The 719-nt window shown below is 62.3% G+C and carries 1 protein-coding gene; it reads left to right on the forward strand.

What is annotated here, in order from left to right; genetic code table 11:
• Nucleotides 1-33: 33 nt before the first annotated feature.
• Nucleotides 34-719: RsbRD N-terminal domain-containing protein (locus FK268_RS23075; protein ID WP_146437785.1), on the forward strand; the 686-nt coding region annotated here is incomplete at its 3' end.

A 719-nucleotide genomic window follows, 5' to 3' on the forward strand; every position in this document is an offset into this window, starting at 1 on the left:
ATCCTCTGTAAGGAGCAACCAGGCGCTACCGCGGTGGCTGCGGAAACGTCATTCCGTGGAGTGGTCGCTTTGCTCGACGACCTCGTTTCAAGTGAGTCGTTCCTCCGCGGGAGCGCCCACCGCCTGCGTGCCGAGGTGCCTGCGTACCGGTCGGTGTCCGACGAGTCGATCACCGCCTGTGTCGAACGGATCCTGCGGTTCGCTGCCCCGGTCTTGATCCGGGGCAGCGAACCGCCAAGCGGCGAGATTGTCGGGGCCGATCACGCGACTCTCGAGAAGCTACTGCAAGGTGCGGACTTTCACGATGTCATGGCTGGATTCCGCTCCGTCATCACGGGGATCCAGCACTGGATCGCCGATCGTGCCCCCGCGCATGGCGTTGCGGTCGGCACGGTACTCGAGCTCTCACAACTGCTGTGGGGATTGAGTGACTCGTTCTCCAACCAGGCGACCGAAACGTACCGCCGCTATGTAACACTCGGACAGCCGAAGCTCGAACAACAACGTCGTAGGCGGTGGGTGACTGGCCTCCTCGCGGGCAGCCTTCCCGTGCACGATATTTGGCTTGGATGCGCCGAATTCCACATCGATCACGACGCACTCGTGCACGTAATCTGTGTCGCTGCCGTCCCGCAATACGCGTTAGAGGGCATCGCGACTCGGCTGATTGACGACTGCACGGCGAACGCCGGTGCCAGCGAATCGGTAACGATGCTAGT

This window comes from Tsukamurella sputi (genome assembly GCF_007858445.1).
In the GTDB taxonomy this organism is placed as follows: Bacteria; Actinomycetota; Actinomycetes; order Mycobacteriales; family Mycobacteriaceae; genus Tsukamurella; species Tsukamurella sputi.